We start from the raw sequence: 15,271 nt of genomic DNA, 5'->3' as shown, positions 1-15,271 counted from the left end.
CATGACTTCGACCTCATTCGCAACCATAGAGCTGATCAACGACCCACGTGGCTTTGCCACGCTGTGGCTGAATCGACCGGACAAGAACAACGCCTTCAACGCGCAGATGATCCGCGAGCTGATTATCGCGCTGGACCAGGTACAAGGCGATGCCAGCCTGCGCTTTCTGCTGCTGCGTGGCCGTGGCCGGCATTTCAGTGCCGGTGCCGACCTGGCGTGGATGCAGCAGGCAGCAGACCTGGATTACAACACCAATCTGGACGACGCCCGCGAACTGGCGGAGCTGATGTACGGCCTCGCCAGGCTGAAAATCCCGACGCTCGCTGTGGTACAGGGCGCAGCATTCGGCGGCGCGTTGGGCCTGATCAGTTGCTGTGACATGGCCATTGCAGCGGCGGATGCGCAGTTCTGCCTGTCAGAAGTGCGCATCGGCCTGGCGCCAGCGGTCATCAGCCCATTCGTGGTAAAGGCCATCGGCGAACGCGCCACGCGACGCTACACCCTGACGGCCGAGCGCTTCGATGGCCAGCGGGCGCAGCAGATCGGTCTGGTCGCCGAGTGCTACCCCGCTGCAGAGCTGCAAGACCAAACGCAGCACTGGGTCGACAACCTGCTGCTCAACAGCCCGCAAGCCATGCGCGTCAGCAAGGAACTGTTGCGCGAGGTCGGCAACGGCGAGCTGACCCCTTCGCTACGCCGCTACTGCGAAAGCGCCATCGCGCGCATCCGTACCAGTGCCGAAGGGCAGGAAGGCCTGCGCGCCTTTCTGCAGAAACGCACGCCCGGCTGGCAGCCCGTCAAGGATCAGCCACCTGGCGATCCCGTTACAACAGTCTCGGCAGCCGGGCACGAACCGCAGAAGGACTCGCAATCATGAGCACGCCCGAGCTGACCACGCTGTTGATTGCCAACCGCGGCGAGATTGCCTGCCGCATCATGCGCACGGCGAAAAACATGGGCCTTACCACGGTCGCCGTGCACAGCGCCATCGACCGTGACGCACGCCATAGCCGCGAGGCCGATCTCCGTGTGGATCTTGGCGGCAGCAAGGCCGCAGACAGTTATCTGGCGATCGACAGGCTTATCGAAGCCGCCAGGGCGAGTGGCGCGCACGCGATCCATCCCGGCTACGGATTTCTGTCTGAAAATGCCGATTTTGCGCGTGCCATCGAAAACGCCGGGCTGATTTTCCTCGGTCCACCCGCCTCGGCCATCGATGCCATGGGCAGCAAATCCGCCGCCAAGGCCTTGATGGAGCAGGCAGGCGTGCCTTTGGTGCCTGGCTATCACGGTGAAGCACAGGACATCGAGACGTTCCGTGCCGCGGCCGAGCGCATCGGCTACCCGGTGCTGTTGAAAGCCACCGCGGGCGGCGGCGGCAAAGGCATGAAAGTGGTCGAGCACACTGGCGAGCTGGCCGAAGCGCTAGCTTCAGCGCAACGCGAGGCGCTGTCCTCGTTCGGCGACGCGAGAATGCTGGTGGAGAAATACGTGCTCACCCCGCGCCACGTCGAAATCCAGGTGTTTGCCGACCGGCATGGCCACTGCCTGTACCTCAATGAGCGCGATTGCTCCATTCAGCGCCGACACCAGAAGGTCGTCGAGGAAGCACCGGCGCCCGTCCTGACGGCTTCATTGCGCAAAGCCATGGGCGAAGCCGCGGTGAAAGCCGCACAGGCCATCGGCTACGTGGGTGCGGGTACGGTGGAGTTCCTGCTGGACGCACGCGGCGAGTTTTTCTTCATGGAAATGAATACCCGTCTGCAGGTAGAGCACCCGGTCACCGAGTACATCACCGGGCTGGACCTGGTGGAATGGCAGATCCGTGTCGCCAGAGGCGAATCGCTGCCCATCACCCAGGAGCAGGTGCCCCTGACCGGCCATGCCATCGAAGTCCGTCTGTACGCCGAAGACCCGGCCAACGACTTTCTCCCGGCCACCGGCACGCTGGAGCTCTACAGAGAGCCTGCGCCCGGCCCCGGCAGGCGGGTGGACAGCGGCGTTGCCGAGGGCGACAGCATTTCGCCCTTCTACGACCCGATGCTCGGCAAGCTGATTGCCTGGGGTGAAGACCGCGAGCAGGCCCGTCTGCGCCTGCTGGCCATGCTCGATGAATTTGCCGTGGGCGGAGTGAGGACCAACCTGGCCTTCCTGCGCAGAATCATCGCGCATCCAGCGTTCGCCGCCGCGCAGCTTGATACCGGCTTCATTCCACGCTATCAGGCGCAGTTGCTGCCGCAAACCGACGAGCCGGACGAGACATTCTGGCAGGCCGCCGCCGAGGCCTTCAGCCAGAGCGAACCGGCACGCATCGATCAAGCCGATCCATATTCGCCCTGGGCAGTCAGCAGCGGCTTTCGCGCCGGTCTGCCTGCGCAGACGGATGTGCGACTGAGCTGCAACGGTCAGATCCGCAACACCTGCCTGCGCCACAGCAGCGCCTCGTTATTCACTCTGAGTGGCGAGCATCTGCAGGTCGAGCACAACGGTGTGCGCCAACGACACCTGGCGATACGACGCGGCAGTACGCTGTATCTCGAATGGCAAGGCGAGGTGCATACCGTCACGCGCCTGGACGCCATCGCCCAGGTAGACGTCGGTGAAGGTCAGCATGGAGGCCTGACAGCACCGATGAACGGCAGCATCGTACGGGTACTGGTTGAAGTGGGGCAGGCTGTCGAGCCTGGCGCACAACTGGTGGTGCTTGAAGCCATGAAGATGGAACACAGCATCCGCGCCGCCAGCGCCGGGGTGATTACCGCGCTTTACTGCCACGAGGGCGAGATGGTCAACGAAGGCGCGATACTGGTGGAGCTGGACTGACGCTCGTCAACCGCCGCACATGAAAACGCCCTGAACAGTCAGGGCGTTTTCGTGCAGCAATTTCTGTGCAGCGAAGAGACGCTTAGTAGTAGGCGTTTTCTTTCTGCGTATGGTCGGTAACATCGCGAACGCCCGACAACTCGGGAATACGCTCAAGCAGCGTGCGCTCGATACCTTCCTTCAGCGTGACATCTGCCTGACCACAGCCCTGGCAACCGCCACCGAACTGCAGGACGGCGATGTTCTTCGCCTCTTCCTCGACCACATCGATCAGCGTGACCTGACCGCCATGGCTAGCGAGGCCAGGATTGATCTCGGTTTGCAGGTAGTAATTGATGCGCTCGTTGATCGGGCTGTCGGCATTAACCATCGGCACTTTGGCGTTCGGTGCCTTGATGGTCAGCTGGCCGCCCATCCGGTCGGTGGCGTAGTCGACCACTGCATCGTCCAGAAAGGCCTCGCTGAAGCCGTCGATCCAGGCCGTGAAGCTCTTCAGGCCGATGGCTTTGTCTTCCGGTTTCTCTTCACCCGGCTTGCAGTAGGCAATGCAGGTTTCGGCGTACTGAGTGCCGGGCTGGGTGATAAATACGCGGATGCCTATGCCCGGGGTATTCTGCTTTTCCAGCAGATCGGCCAGATAATCGTGGGCGGCATCGGTAATAGTGATAGCGGTCATGAAAATTCCTCGCAGACGTGCGTGCAGTTTACGCCAATCGGCCGCTTCACACAAAGTCCCAGTATTTTTGTCAGGTTAATGCTTGCGCCTGACTGACCGCCCTGCGCGCATCCAGCCAGGCTTTCATCCGGCGGTAGAGGCCCTTCTCGACCCACTCATAACTGACCCAGGCACCGATGGCGATGATCGGCACGCAGAAGGCGAAGACCACATAGGGATTGAGACCAAAGCGCTGCGCCATCAGCAAGCCACCGTACAGCACCAGAACGTGCAGCAGGTACACCGAATACGAGCAGTCACCCAGCACCTTGAGCAGGCGATTGCCTTGGAAATACGGTTCCAGCGAGATGCACGACAACACGATCAAGGCACTCGGCAGGCCCCAGTTGAGCAGGCGCTGCTCGTTGGTCAGGTTATTAATTGCATACAGCCCCACCGCAATGCCTGCCAGCGGCAGCCATAGCGCCTGTTTGATCAAGCCCCTGCGATAGAGGATGCCGATACCGATCCCCAGCAGGAATTCGTAAATGATGTCGTTGCCGTAGAAGCGGCTGATCAGCCCGGCGCGAGCCAGAACCTCACTGACCGCAAACAGCGCTGCGGCAATGATCAACGGCCGGTGGCGCTGCTTGAAGAGGAATACCATCGAAAACAGCAGGTAGAAGAACATCTCGTAGTTCAGCGTCCAGCCAACGTTGAGCGTCGGGTAGAGACCGTAACCACCGGGGTTTTCGGAAGGAATGAACACCAGTGACAAGAGAAAATTCTGCCAGCCGATGACTTGGTGCGGGAGCATCGGCGCTGCCATCAGCAGCAACAACGCCATGGCGGCGGTGTATAGCCAATAGGCCGGAACGATGCGAATCAGGCGATGCAGAATGAAGCGCCGTGCCGGCATGTCGCTGTTCTGCGTAGACAAAAAGATCACCAGACCGCTGATGACGAAGAAGATATCGACGCCGACCGCGCCCTTTGACACAAAGAACTGCCCTACCGGGCCGCTGGCCTTGAAATCGAAAAAAATCTGCATGAAGTGATGACACACCACGACCCACGCTGCGAACGCCCGTAGGGCCTGAACTGAAATCAACATCACGAAAAACCTCTACTTCCTGACTTTCAATCATGGGCCGCTGAATAAACCGGCCTATGACGCGCACCATTTCGGACCACCTTTTTGAAAAAAAGATCGCGCAAGATACATTTCGTTCAGGAAGTAAAGATGGCCGCAGGCCATGTTACACAAGGGCCTGCGGCGTGAAGCCCCCGTTTTTCAGAGGTTCTCGTAGCGATTCATGTCCAGCACACCGGCTTCGCGCGGTTCAGTTTCCTGAACGTAGCGATTCAGATCGTGGAAGTAGCTCCAGAACAGCGGATGAGTACGGCGGATGCCCCAATGCCGGACGATCTGTTCGAAACTCGCCTGATCCTTGCTCTGCTGCATGGCATCGACAAAGGCCGGCACCTGTGCGACTGGAATGTTGAAAATGAAATTCGGGTAACTGCTGAGCACGCCCGGGTAGACAGTCAATGTGTCCAGGCCCGGAATATAGCGGTACGACTCGCCCAGCAGAAACGCGACATTACTGTGCGCGCGGTTGCGCAGCATGCTGTAGATCACGCGCTTGCCATTGCTGCCCTCAATCCGCAGCATGCTCGCTTCCGGCAACTGATCGATGACCTTCAGACCCGCCGCAGGACGCGACGTCAATCGGCTCAGCGCCTGTTCTGCCTGAGCGAAGCTGCTGTCGAGGCCAGGCCGCGAGCAATACGCCCCGGTGCAGCGGTTGATCGGGTCAGGTGCAGCATTCAATGTGCCGAAGCGCTCAATCAGCCTGGACGCAAAGTCACGCTGCGCGGCCTTTTCATCGAGCTTGATGCCCGTCGGCGTATCGTCGTCGATCTTCTGGTAATCCAGCCACATCTTGATTTTGCCGCCCTCCTGATAAAGATCACTGAGCATGTCTTCACGCAGGTCGGCAGGCATCAGGCGCAGGAAGTTGATCTCGGCGCCATTGCGGATCAAGTCGAAATACAGTCGCGTCTGGGCCTGATGTGCAACATTGCCATAGACGTCGAAGTTCACCGCCAGCTGGTAATAGGTACGCTCCAGCAACGGGTAATCGAACAGCCACATGGAGTGCGGCACGTCACCAATCAGGCCTTTATTGACCGACGCACTGTCGAAATGGCGGAAAACGGTCAGCAAGGCATTGTCATTGCCTGCCCACAGCGTGCTCCAGCCCGGCGCAGGCATTTTCGCGTAACTGTCGCGGCGCAGGTCTTCATACTCATTGCGTCGGTCGCGGTAGGACAGCCACAGGCTCAGCACGCTGCCCACGTCATCGTTCTGCCCCGGCATGGCCAGCAATGGCGTGGCCTCCCCGCGATACGTCGCATCGGTGATGTAACGATCATGGGACGGGTCCTGAAACAGCACCCAGAACTGATCGCGAATCACGTCTGTGGCGATCTGCCCGCGACAGACCGGCCCGCGAATGAACGTGCGGACGAAATATTCGGCGTTGTCGAGCATGAATTGATAACGCGCCGCTGCCGGGATGGCTTCGAAGGTCAGAAACGGATTGGCACGATGGCCAGGGCCGTAGCCCGGCAATGCGCTGACTTTCCAGTCGGCCCCGTAGAACAGCTGCCTGACCCGCGCCAGCTTCTGCGGGCTCATGGCGTAGGTAATGTGGGTCTTGTGAACGATCACTCCTTGCACGGGGATCAGCCGGTAATAGAAGTCGCTGCCCGGATCGTCGTCGGGACGACGGGTCGCGATCAGGTCCACAGGTTTACCGCTTGGAGTTCGCGAGCGCACCCACTGGAAGAAGTGCCCCGCCTCACCGCCTTCGAAATAGATGTGCGCCAGGAACAGGTGTTCGAACAGCCAGCGACCGACCAGCGCCTGATTCGCCCCAGGTTCGTTGAGCTGCGCCTCCCAGGCATTGATCTGCGCCGCCTCGGTGACACTCGGGGTAATGGCCTGCTGCTCGACCGGCGCACCGGCGGCCAGCCAGCGCCGCAGGGTCTGGTATTCGGCATCGGTCAGGCCGGCGACCGCCAGCGGCATGCCCTGCTGCGCGTGGGCAGCCGCATAAGCAGTGAATTCGCCGGGCAGCGGGCAGACGTTTTCGCGATTGATGCCCAGCGCGATGTCATCCGGAATCTTGCTGTTGGCTGGCAAGGGTGCGCTGCGCCCCAGGTCAAGCATGCGCGTCATCAATGCCGCCTGGCTGCCCTGAGCTTCCAATACTGAGTAGAAACCCTTGCCGCGCCACGCGTCGGTGTCACGCGCATCATAAAACAGGCGCGTCGGCGCAACCGCCTCGCTGCGTTCGCCCTGATAGACCGAGACCTTGCTGGCACCACGGCTGACGCCTTCCCCGCTGCCCAGGTTCAGCTGGCACGGAGCGTCATTGCAGGCGTGGCAGGCAACGCACTTCTCGGTGAGGATCGGCTGGATGTCCTTTACATAGGAAATCGCCGGGGATGCCGGTGTGACGGGGGGTGCAGGAGTCTGGGCCTGGACAGCACAGCAGATAAAAAGCAAGGCGACGCTTGCCAACAAACGGTGCTGCATATGCCATGGGCTCTGATATTAAAATGGCACGATTCTACAAGGGCATCACCCGCTCCAACATGAATGATTTTCATGCAAAAGGCGCAACACCACCAAAACCGTTCCGGTTTGCTATCATCCCGTTCTTTAAAGAATCGACCTTCTCAAGGTAGCCCCCATGTCTGACCGCAGCGCCCGCCATCAAGCCTTTCTCACTGCTCTGAAACAGAGGATCCTGATCCTTGATGGCGGCATGGGCACCATGATCCAGAGCTACAGGCTCGAAGAACAGGATTATCGCGGCAAACGTTTCGCCGACTGGCCAAGCGATGTCAAAGGCAACAACGACCTGTTGATCCTGACCCGCCCTGATGTGATCGGCGCCATTGAGAAGGCTTATCTGGATGCCGGCGCCGACATCCTTGAAACCAACACATTCAACGCCACCCAGGTGTCCCAGGCCGATTACGGCATGGAATCGATCGTCTACGAGCTGAACGTCGAAGGCGCACGCCTGGCACGCAAAGTCGCAGACGCCAAGACACTGGAAACCCCGGACAAGCCGCGCTTCGTGGCCGGCGTGCTGGGCCCTACAAGCCGCACCTGCTCGCTGTCGCCGGACGTCAACAACCCCGGCTATCGTAATGTGACCTTCGACGAACTGGTCGAGAACTACACCGAAGCGACCAAGGGGCTGATCGAAGGCGGTGCCGACCTGATCCTCATCGAGACCATTTTCGACACACTCAATGCCAAGGCGGCGATCTTTGCCGTGCAGGGTGTATTCGAAGAAGTGGGCTTCGAGTTGCCGATCATGATCTCCGGGACCATCACCGATGCCTCGGGGCGCACCCTGTCCGGCCAGACCACCGAAGCGTTCTGGAACTCGATCAGCCATGCCAAACCGATCTCGGTCGGCCTGAACTGCGCACTGGGCGCCAGCGAGCTGCGCCCTTACCTGCAAGAGCTGGCCAATAAAGCCAACACCCATGTGTCCGCGCACCCCAACGCTGGCTTGCCGAATGCATTTGGCGAATACGACGAACTGCCGAGCCAGACGGCAAAGATCATCGAAGAATTCGCCCAGAGCGGCTTCCTGAACATCGTCGGCGGCTGCTGCGGTACCACCCCGGCGCACATCAAGGCGATTGCCGAGGCGGTTTCGGGTTACGCGCCGCGGGAAATTCCGGACATCCCCAAGGCCTGCCGCCTCTCAGGCCTCGAACCATTCACCATCGATCGCCAGTCGCTGTTCGTCAACGTCGGCGAGCGTACCAACATCACCGGCTCCGCCCGCTTTGCCCGCCTGATCCGTGAAGACAATTACACCGAAGCCCTGGAAGTTGCCCTGCAGCAGGTCGAAGCCGGCGCCCAGGTGATCGATATCAACATGGACGAAGGGATGCTCGACTCGAAGAAGGCCATGGTGACCTTCCTCAACCTGATCGCAGCCGAGCCGGACATCTCCCGCGTACCGATCATGATCGACTCTTCGAAGTGGGAAGTGATCGAGGCCGGCCTCAAGTGCATCCAGGGCAAGGGCATCGTCAACTCCATCAGCATGAAGGAAGGCGTCGAGCAGTTCATTCATCACGCGCGGCTGTGCAAACGATACGGCGCGGCCGTGGTAGTCATGGCCTTCGACGAACAGGGTCAGGCCGATACCGAGGCGCGCAAGAAGGAAATCTGCAAGCGCTCCTACGACATTCTGGTCAACGAAGTGGGCTTCCCGCCGGAAGACATCATCTTCGACCCGAACATCTTCGCCATCGCCACCGGCATCGAAGAGCACAACAACTACGCCGTGGACTTCATCAACGCCTGCGCCTACATCCGAGACGAGCTGCCGTATGCGCTGACCTCGGGTGGTGTGTCCAACGTGTCGTTCTCGTTCCGCGGCAACAACCCGGTGCGTGAAGCGATCCACTCGGTGTTCCTGCTGCATGCGATCCGCAATGGCCTGAGCATGGGCATCGTCAACGCCGGGCAGCTGGAAATCTACGACCAGATTCCCGCTGAACTGCGTGACTGTGTCGAAGACGTTGTGCTCAACCGCAATCCAGAGGGTACCGATGCGTTGCTGGCGATTGCCGACAAGTTCAAGGGTGATGGCAGCGTCAAGGAAGCCGAAACCGAAGAATGGCGCAGCTGGCCGGTCAATCAGCGTCTGGAACACGCGCTGGTCAAAGGCATCACCACGCACATCGTCCAGGACACCGAGGAGTCGCGTCTTGGATTCGCGCGGCCTATCGAAGTGATCGAGGGCCCGCTGATGGCAGGCATGAACGTGGTCGGCGACCTGTTTGGCGCAGGCAAGATGTTCCTGCCCCAGGTGGTCAAGTCCGCGCGCGTGATGAAGCAGGCAGTGGCGCACCTGATTCCGTTCATCGAGCTGGAAAAGGGCGACAAGCCCGAAGCCAAGGGCAAGATCCTGATGGCGACGGTCAAGGGCGACGTGCATGACATCGGCAAGAACATCGTCGGCGTGGTACTGGGCTGTAACGGCTACGACATCGTCGATCTGGGCGTGATGGTGCCTGCCGAAAAAATCCTGCAAGTGGCCCGCGACGAGAAATGCGACATCATCGGCCTGTCCGGCCTGATCACGCCGTCCCTGGACGAAATGGTGCATGTTGCACGGGAAATGCAGCGCCAGGACTTCCACCTGCCGCTGATGATCGGCGGCGCGACCACGTCCAAGGCGCATACGGCGGTGAAGATCGAGCCCAAATACAGCAATGACGCAGTGATCTACGTCACCGATGCTTCCCGAGCAGTCGGCGTCGCGACCCAGTTGCTGTCTAAAGAGCTGAAGCCGGCCTTCATTGAAAAAACCCGACTCGAATACATCGAAGTGCGTGAACGTACCTCGGCACGCAGCGCGCGCACCGAGCGCCTGAGCTACGTTGCTGCAGTGGCTAAAAAGCCGCAGTTCGACTGGGAAAACTACACCCCTGCCCAACCGACGTTCACTGGCACTCGGGTGCTGCAGGATATCGACCTGAACGTGCTGGCCGAGTACATCGACTGGACGCCGTTCTTCATTTCCTGGGACCTGGCTGGCAAATACCCGCGCATCCTCACCGATGAGGTGGTCGGTGAAGCGGCCACTGCGCTGTACGCCGACGCAACGCAGATGCTGCGCAAGCTGATCGACGAGAAGCTGATCAGCGCTCGCGCGGTATTCGGCTTCTGGCCGGCCAATCAGGTCAATGACGATGATCTGGAAGTCTATGGCGACGACGGCAAGCCGTTGGCCAGGCTGCATCACCTGCGCCAGCAGACCATCAAGCCCGACGGCAAGCCGAACTTCTCGCTGGCCGACTTCGTTGCACCCAAGGACAGTGGCCTGACCGACTACATCGGCGGCTTCATCACCACTGCCGGCATCGGTGCCGAGGAAGTCGCCAAGGCGTATCAGGATAAGGGCGACGACTACAACTCGATCATGGTCAAGGCGCTTGCCGACCGTCTCGCCGAAGCCTGCGCCGAATGGCTGCACCAGCGAGTGCGCAAGGAATACTGGGGGTATGCGAAGGACGAAGCGCTGGACAACGAGGCGCTGATCAAGGAGCAATACATAGGCATCCGCCCGGCACCCGGCTACCCGGCGTGCCCCGACCACACGGAAAAAGGCACCCTGTTCGCCCTGCTCGATCCGCTGCCGGAAGGCAGCGCCGAACACACCGCAGGCAAGAGCGGTGTGTTCCTGACCGAGCACTACGCGATGTTCCCGGCTGCAGCAGTCAGCGGCTGGTATTTCGCCCATCCTCAGGCGCAGTACTTCGCCGTGGGTAAGGTCGACAAGGATCAGGTCGAAAGCTACACCGCCCGCAAGGGACAGGACCTGAGCGTCACCGAACGCTGGCTGGCTCCGAACCTGGGCTACGACGAGTAACGCCTGACCGGTTATCTGCCGCCTGAGTGATCAGGCGGCAACATCGCTTTCAATGAAAATGGCGATGCTTCGCCAGAAGCCATGTTCAGCTTCGGCAGATCCTTTATCGACCCGTCATCGGCTGCTGGCCCAGAACATCGCGGCACCTACCGCCAGAATGACAATGAATAAAATGGCCCAGGTATCCACGGATCTGCCTGGCTTGGTTACTTTCGGGTGCTTGCTCATCGCATCGCCTCTTGTCGGTCTTGTTGGTGATTGCACATGACTGGAAGTATTCCGACACCTGTCTGGCATCGGTCAACGTTCAGTTAAGTCGAGTCTTGCCCACACGGCAAGCAGGGATATGAACAAGGGTCGTTTTGCTTATCGCTTTTAGTGATTTGCATATATATAAACATCACTTTTATCGATAACTGCAAACTGCTATCGTCGCCTTCGCTCCCCGGGGAGTGCGCGGCCGTGCGCGCAGAATTGACCAGATGAAGCAGGAAACAACGAGCAGCGGGCTTTTTCCAGACTGACGCCACTGCCCTGCTTCATGACGAAGCCTGAGAACAGGACCTATATGTACGTATACGACGATTACGATCAGAAGATCATCGAGGACCGCGTCAAGCAGTTCCGGGATCAGACCCGACGCTACCTGGCCGGGGAACTGAGCGAAGAAGAGTTTCGACCGTTGCGCCTGCAAAACGGTCTTTATGTTCAGCGCTTCGCGCCAATGTTGCGCGTCGCCGTGCCCTACGGTCAGCTGACCTCGCGCCAGGCGCGCATGATGGCGAAAATTGCGCGCGACTACGATAAAGGCTATGCGCACATCAGCACCCGCCAGAACGTACAGTTCAACTGGCCCGCGCTTGAAGATGTTCCCGATATTCTCGCTGAACTGGCGACCGTGCAGATGCACGCTATCCAGACCAGCGGCAACTGCCTGCGCAACGTCACCACCGACCAGTTTGCCGGTGTGGCCGCAGACGAACTGGTAGACCCGCGCCCATGGTGCGAGATCGTCCGCCAGTGGACTACGTTCCACCCTGAATTCGCTTACCTGCCGCGCAAGTTCAAGATTGCGATCAATGGTTCGACCAGTGACCGCGCAGCCATCGAAGTGCATGACATCGGCCTCGAGCCATTGCGCAACGAAGCGGGCGAGCTGGGCTTTCGCGTTCTGGTGGGCGGCGGCCTTGGCCGTACACCGGTCGTCGGTGCCTTCATCAATGAGTTCCTGCCGTGGCAGGACCTGCTGAGCTACCTCGACGCCATCCTGCGGGTCTACAACCGCTATGGCCGTCGCGACAACAAGTACAAGGCGCGAATCAAGATTCTGGTCAAGGCGCTGACCCCCGAAGTGTTCGCCGCCAAAGTCGACGCTGAAATGGCTCACCTGCGTGGCGGTCAGACCACCCTGACCGAAGCCGAAGTGCAGCGCGTTTCCCGGCACTTCGTCGACCCGCAATACAAGGCACTCAGCGATCAGCACGCCGAACTGGCAGCGCTGGATGCTCAACATCCCGGCTTCGCTCGCTGGCGTCAACGCAATGTGCTGGCGCACAAGAAGCCTGGCTACATTGCCGTGACCCTGTCGCTCAAGCCAACTGGCGTCGCTCCTGGCGATGTGACCGACAAGCAACTGGACGCCATCGCCGACCTGGCCGATCGCTACAGCTTCGGTCAACTGCGCACCTCTCACGAGCAGAACATCATACTTGCCGATGTCGAGCAGAGTGAGCTGTTCACCCTGTGGAACGAGCTGCGCGACAATGGTTTTGCCACACCGAACATTGGCCTTCTGACCGACATCATCTGCTGCCCGGGCGGTGATTTCTGCTCGCTGGCCAATGCCAAGTCGATCCCGATCGCCGAATCCATCCAGCGTCGTTTCGACGATCTGGACTACCTGTTCGATATCGGCGAGCTGGACCTGAATATCTCCGGCTGCATGAACGCCTGCGGCCACCACCATGTCGGCCATATCGGCGTGCTGGGCGTGGACAAGAAAGGTGAAGAGTTCTATCAGGTCTCGCTTGGCGGCAGCGCCAGCCGTGACGCGAGCCTGGGCAAGATTCTCGGCCCCTCCTTTGCGCAGGAGGCGATGCCGGACGTGATCGAGAAGCTGATCGACGTCTACGTTGAAAAACGGACCGAAGACGAGCGTTTCATCGACACCTACCAACGTATTGGCATTGACCCTTTCAAGGAGCGCGTCTATGCAGCGAATCATTAAGAACAACGAAGTCATCGATGAAACCTGGCATCTATTGCCCAAGGACACGACCTTTGACAGCCTGTCGAACTGCGACGACCTGATCGTTCCGCTGGCGCTGTGGCGCGAACACGCGCATGCGCTCAAGGCACGCGATGGCGGTCTGGGTGTGTGGCTGGACAGCGATGAAGAGGCCGAGGAAATCGGCGAGGATGTCGACCATTTTCAGGTCATCGCTTTGAATTTTCCGGCCTTCACAGATGGTCGCAGCTTCTCGAATGCGCGCCTGTTGCGTGATCGTTATGGTTACAAGGGTGAGCTGCGTGCCATTGGTGACGTGTTGCGCGATCAGTTGTTCTATATGCGCCGCTGTGGCTTCGATGCGTTTGCAGTGCGTGCCGACAAGGACCCTTACGAGGCGCTGGAAGGTCTGAAGGACTTCTCGGTCACCTATCAGGCTGCGACCGACGAGCCGCTGCCGCTTTTCCGCCGCCGCTGATTCAGGCCCCTTTGGATTTGGCTGAAGGCACGGCTCGAGAAATGATGACTATTGTTCCCATGCTCCGCGTGGGAATGCCGTTCGTGACGCTCTGCGTCACACGGCGATTCTGCGATGTCAGGTGGATTGGCGTTCGGCTCAAGTCACCTTTTCGCCCCTCGGCGACTCACTTTGAGGGACCAAAGTGAGCAAAGTCCCAGCTCCGTTTCCGGCCCGACTTCGTCGGATTCCTTCGCCCTGTCACTGATCCGGGGGTCGCCGCAACGGGCCATCCATGGCCCGGTGCGGCTAGCCTGGCGTCCTGCCAGGCTCCCCCCGGATCAGCGCCAGGACTCAGCCGTCACTTACGTCGCACTCTGCGTCGTCAGGGCCATCGCGGTTGAAAAGCACTTTAGAGCAATTTGGATTTGGCTAAAGGCACGGTTCTGAAACTGATGACTATCGTTCCCATGCTCGCGTGGGAATGCAGTTCGTGACGCTCCGCGTCACACAGCGGTTCTGGGATGTCAGGTTGATTGAGGCTCGACTCAAGTCAGCTTTTCACTCACATCTACCAGAACCGCTGCTGGGTCAAACGTCCCCACCACTTGGTGGCCAGTTGATCCGCTGAGGTCGCTGCCGCCATGCCCATGCGCTCTTGCAGGCTCTTGCGTTGCACGTAGTGCAGGTGGAACACGTCTGCATCCTTGGCCCGCTCAGCCAGGTACTCGTCACTGGTCTTGAGTTCATCGACCAGCAGTTTGTCGACCGCTGCCATGCCGAGCCATACCTCGCCGGTCGCCACTTCGTCGATGGACAATTGCGGGCGGTAGCTGGCAACGAAGTTCTTGAACAGGTCGTGGGTGATGTCCAGGTCCTGCTGGAATTTCTCGCGGCCCTTTTCGGTGTTTTCGCCAAACACGGTCAGGGTGCGCTTGTATTCACCTGCGGTCAGCACTTCGAAATCGATGTCGTGCTTTTTCAGCAGGCGATTGACGTTGGGCAACTGTGCCACCACGCCAATGGACCCGAGGATGGCGAACGGTGCGCTGATGATCTTGTTGCCAATGCACGCCATCATATAGCCGCCGCTCGCAGCGACCTTGTCGATGCATACGGTCAGCGGGATGCCCGCCTGACGGATGCGCGCCAGTTGCGAGGACGCCAGGCCGTAGCTGTGGACCATACCGCCGCCGCTTTCCAGGCGCAGCACCACTTCGTCCCTGTCGGTGGCCAGGGTCAGCAGCGCGGTGATTTCATGACGCATGCTTTCAGTGGCCGAGGCCTTGATGTCACCGTCGAAATCCAGCACGTAGACACGGGCCTTGGGCTCGGCCTGCTTTTTCTCTTTCTTCAGCGCCTTGCCTTGCTCCTTGCGCAGCGTCTTCAGGCGCTCTTTATCCAGCAATGACTGCTCAAGGCGTTCGCGCAGGCCTTTATAGAAGTCATTGAGCCGGGTGACCTGCAATTGTCCGGACGACTTGCGTCGGCCCTTGCCACGCATGGACGCAATGGCAACCAGCACCACAACGATGGCGATCACCAGCGTCACGGTCTTGGCCAGAAAACTTGCGTAATCGACAACGAAATCCACGAATATCCCTCATTAGTGTCAGGCCCTTACC

The 15,271-nt window shown here is 59.8% G+C and carries 9 protein-coding genes; 5 read left to right on the top strand and 4 right to left on the bottom strand.

Annotated features, from left to right (window positions below; genetic code table 11):
- The first annotated feature begins 1 nt into the window (after window position 1).
- On the top strand, window positions 2-877 hold the full coding sequence (locus tag JOE39_RS06225) for a gamma-carboxygeranoyl-CoA hydratase (RefSeq protein WP_024649200.1): 876 nt from the start codon (window positions 2-4) through the stop codon (window positions 875-877).
- Window positions 874-2,823, top strand: a complete 1,950-nt coding sequence (locus tag JOE39_RS06220; RefSeq protein ID WP_046265926.1) for an acetyl/propionyl/methylcrotonyl-CoA carboxylase subunit alpha — start codon at window positions 874-876, stop codon at window positions 2,821-2,823. Before JOE39_RS06225 ends, JOE39_RS06220 begins: the two co-directional genes overlap by 4 nt.
- Window positions 2,824-2,905: 82 nt before the next feature.
- On the opposite strand, the gene nfuA is transcribed toward JOE39_RS06220, so the two are convergent.
- The 3 genes from nfuA to JOE39_RS06205 form a co-directional block, all read right to left on the bottom strand.
- The gene (gene nfuA / locus JOE39_RS06215) at window positions 2,906-3,499 is read right to left on the bottom strand and encodes a Fe-S biogenesis protein NfuA (RefSeq protein WP_002553665.1); all 594 of its coding nucleotides are present in this window, start codon (window positions 3,497-3,499) and stop codon (window positions 2,906-2,908) included.
- Window positions 3,500-3,569: 70 nt separating this feature from the next.
- On the bottom strand, window positions 3,570-4,592 hold the full coding sequence (locus JOE39_RS06210) for an acyltransferase (RefSeq protein ID WP_032661608.1): 1,023 nt from the start codon (window positions 4,590-4,592) through the stop codon (window positions 3,570-3,572).
- A 180-nt stretch (window positions 4,593-4,772) separates the two neighbouring features.
- Window positions 4,773-6,905, bottom strand: coding sequence for a fatty acid cis/trans isomerase (locus JOE39_RS06205; RefSeq protein WP_174518694.1), 2,133 nt, complete (start codon window positions 6,903-6,905; stop codon window positions 4,773-4,775).
- Between the two features lie 337 nt (window positions 6,906-7,242).
- On the opposite strand from JOE39_RS06205, the gene metH reads away from it, so the two are divergent.
- The 3 genes from metH (at window position 7,243) to JOE39_RS06190 (ending at window position 13,667) form a co-directional block, all read left to right on the top strand.
- Complete coding sequence (metH, locus tag JOE39_RS06200) at window positions 7,243-10,962, top strand: methionine synthase (protein WP_210077705.1); 3,720 nt, start codon at window positions 7,243-7,245, stop codon at window positions 10,960-10,962.
- 568 nt (window positions 10,963-11,530) lie between these two features.
- Entirely contained in the window at window positions 11,531-13,189 is a 1,659-nt protein-coding gene (locus tag JOE39_RS06195; RefSeq protein WP_003410272.1) for a nitrite/sulfite reductase, read from the top strand.
- Entirely contained in the window at window positions 13,173-13,667 is a 495-nt protein-coding gene (locus JOE39_RS06190) for a DUF934 domain-containing protein (protein ID WP_003306050.1), read from the top strand. Before JOE39_RS06195 ends, JOE39_RS06190 begins: the two co-directional genes overlap by 17 nt.
- Window positions 13,668-14,217: 550 nt before the next feature.
- Here the strand turns inward: JOE39_RS06190 and sohB are convergent.
- Window positions 14,218-15,240, bottom strand: a complete 1,023-nt coding sequence (sohB, locus tag JOE39_RS06185) for a protease SohB (RefSeq protein WP_004404729.1) — start codon at window positions 15,238-15,240, stop codon at window positions 14,218-14,220.
- Between the last annotated feature and the right edge of the window lie 31 nt (window positions 15,241-15,271).

This window comes from Pseudomonas sp. PvP100 (assembly GCF_017833055.1).
In the GTDB taxonomy this organism is placed as follows: Bacteria; Pseudomonadota; Gammaproteobacteria; order Pseudomonadales; family Pseudomonadaceae; genus Aquipseudomonas; species Aquipseudomonas syringae.
The sequence above is the reverse complement of the archived record's forward strand: the minus strand, read 5'-3'. Positions and strand labels throughout refer to the sequence as shown.